Raw genomic sequence first — 2239 nt, 5'->3', positions numbered from 1 at the left:
GTTATGGACTTATAATAATGAACGCCCTAATATGGGCATAGGTGGCATAACACCCATACAAAAGCTGGAAAAGTTAAACAACGGGAATTCTACAGATAGCCTCCATTAAAAATGGGGGGATTACCCGGCGAGTAAAGGCATAAATAAATAGACCTTACGAAGTCAAACGAAAGTGAATGCGCAATGGCAACTGTATTGTTTAGTGCATAATATGGAAAAACTGTTAAACACGATGCATTAAGAAGGGTAAGCCCTTTTAACCTCAATAAAGCCACTTAAACACCTTCCAAAGCGCCAACAAAAACAATACCAAACCCGCTTTTTATATTCTATGAAAAACACAGTAATCAATTGAGCCAAAATAGGAACTCAGCTATGGTTTGTTTATCAATAAAAACAAATAAAAAACGAGTTAACCCACAGGCTTGTTAACTTACACGAAGGTTATTTAACATGGATAACAATTTAAAATTATTGGCTCTAGGTAGTTTGTATAATGCTGATGGTGAAATAAAAAAACAAATAGATGCTATTGATGATCAAAATCTGGATGAATTAGTTTTTGGAGAGAGTCCAAAGTATGATGGTTTGATTGTATTCCTGAGATAGAAAAGCAGTTACTTGCAATTAATATAACTGATAAACAGTTTGAAAAAATTACTCTGCTTTCAGGGGAATGTTGTAAAACTCATCATCTAATAATGCCTAATTGGGATGGGGAAGGGGATGAGTTTGCAATTAAGTCATTTTCAGGTGTAGAAATAATAGTAAATTTAAAGAAGTTGGAACTTCTTGATTTTACTTCTGCGAAAGATATCGAGAGACTATTTGAACTTAACATTAAAGAAATAGGTGAATATTGTGGTTTGAGTAATGATCATAAAAAAGTATTCATTGAGATGGGAGTGAAAGTAAGCTAGAAAAAGGTTTTAAATTTAGCTAAAACAGTTGGTACATTTCAATTCACTACACATTTTAACCCACTGAATGTGTCGTTATATTGCTAAATGAATTTAGTATGCTTTCATATTTGGAGAATAAATGAACTTACAGATATATTTGAGGCTGACTCAGTAGCAAAGACTCTAGCTCTTTGTGTACTGACTATTGGCGCATATTTAATATATAAGCTTTATCAATTCTCAAACAGTATTAATCAAAAGACCAAGTACAAAATATCCAATTTTTTCATTGTAATAACAATTATCTTATTTACTACATCTTTGAGTAGTTTAATTAACTTGGATGAACCTACTATTTTAAGAAACTCAATTGGTATTCATGTTGTCTCAAGTATTTTCGATGTTACTTGGGTAATTATGGTGCGTAATCGTATTAATTTAATCGTAGGCTCTAATAGTGATGATAAGCTTTGGTTAAACCCTTTTATTACATCAATTTTTCATGTGATTTATATGCAGCACAAAATAAATCAAGGGTTGGCAACGTCGCAATATAACAAACAAATTATGGCAGGGACGCATAAACAATGTGCGCCCCATATTTGAAGCGTTAAGCAAATAGGAATCATCATGGGTAGATATGTAGTGGTGTAGTGATTTTGGCCACCCATTAAGAAAGAAATGTTATGCTATTTGCATATGAATTTGGGTAAAAAAATAACAAAATTAAACCAGGCAACGTACTCCGCTGCAATCAAATTAGAAACTGCTCAACTTGTAGTTGGCCAAGGTTATACACAAGAAGAAGCAGCCAAAGCGATGGGGGTTGGTAAATCAACGAATTAAATAACATAGCATCTACTCTAAATGTTGAACCTATGATGGATTCTCCCTTTAACTGAATTTGATTTATCAGTTTGGCGCATTTACGTCATTTTGGAGAGCATCTATCTCATCACCCACTATAAAATTAATAGGTTTCAAAATGAATAGTTCGGCAATTTATCTACAGGTTAAGCAATTAGTAGAAGAAGCTTGGAAGGAGCACACTAAATATGATGAAAACTATAAATTCATCATTAATTCAATGCTAAAAGTATTTGAACAAATGTAATTGCTATGACTAACTTAGGTGCTGCGTATTGCGATCTAGGTAAATATAACAAAGCAATTAATGTGCTTAAATAAGCCGAACAACTAGGGGCTGTTGAATTTTGTGCGCAAGCGGTAATCTCGTATAATTTACTTCGCCAAAAACAAACCTTACGAGATTACCATGCCCCGATTAATGCTCACTGATAAGTTGTGGTCGAATCTTAATTCAAGATAGCGGGAAG

5 protein-coding genes and 1 pseudogene are annotated in these 2239 nt (G+C 33.5%); all 6 read left to right on the top strand.

Annotated elements, in window-relative coordinates:
* Window positions 1-133 precede the first annotated feature (133 nt).
* A pseudogene (locus tag CWB66_RS23250) lies at window positions 134-241 on the top strand (transposase); the annotation flags it as partial.
* Between the two features lie 212 nt (window positions 242-453).
* Window positions 454-609, top strand: a complete 156-nt coding sequence (locus tag CWB66_RS22365) for a hypothetical protein (RefSeq protein WP_171037553.1) — start codon at window positions 454-456, stop codon at window positions 607-609.
* Window positions 597-920, top strand: a complete 324-nt coding sequence (locus CWB66_RS20585; protein ID WP_502705304.1) for a DUF6892 domain-containing protein — start codon at window positions 597-599, stop codon at window positions 918-920. The genes CWB66_RS22365 and CWB66_RS20585 overlap by 13 nt, the downstream gene beginning before the upstream one ends.
* 321 nt (window positions 921-1241) lie before the next feature.
* On the top strand, window positions 1242-1508 hold the full coding sequence (locus CWB66_RS20580; RefSeq protein ID WP_138586910.1) for a hypothetical protein: 267 nt from the start codon (window positions 1242-1244) through the stop codon (window positions 1506-1508).
* Between the two features lie 93 nt (window positions 1509-1601).
* A complete protein-coding gene (locus tag CWB66_RS20575; protein ID WP_502705305.1) occupies window positions 1602-1748 on the top strand; it encodes a hypothetical protein in 147 nt (48 codons plus the stop codon).
* 139 nt (window positions 1749-1887) lie between these two features.
* Entirely contained in the window at window positions 1888-2016 is a 129-nt protein-coding gene (locus tag CWB66_RS23000) for a hypothetical protein (RefSeq protein WP_289508518.1), read from the top strand.
* The last annotated feature ends 223 nt before the right edge of the window (window positions 2017-2239 follow it).

It is taken from the genome of Pseudoalteromonas sp. S558, assembly GCF_005886635.1.
GTDB classification, from domain to species: Bacteria; Pseudomonadota; Gammaproteobacteria; order Enterobacterales; family Alteromonadaceae; genus Pseudoalteromonas; species Pseudoalteromonas aliena.
Note: the sequence above shows the minus strand (reverse complement) of the source record. Positions and strands in the feature narration are given on the sequence as shown.

Coding starts and splice junctions, on each gene's coding strand:
- CWB66_RS22365 (WP_171037553.1), top strand. CDS start 454: ATGGATAACAATTTAAAATTATTGGCTCTAGGTAGTTTGTATAATGCT.
- CWB66_RS20575 (WP_502705305.1), top strand. CDS start 1,602: ATGAATTTGGGTAAAAAAATAACAAAATTAAACCAGGCAACGTACTCC.
- CWB66_RS23000 (WP_289508518.1), top strand. CDS start 1,888: ATGAATAGTTCGGCAATTTATCTACAGGTTAAGCAATTAGTAGAAGAA.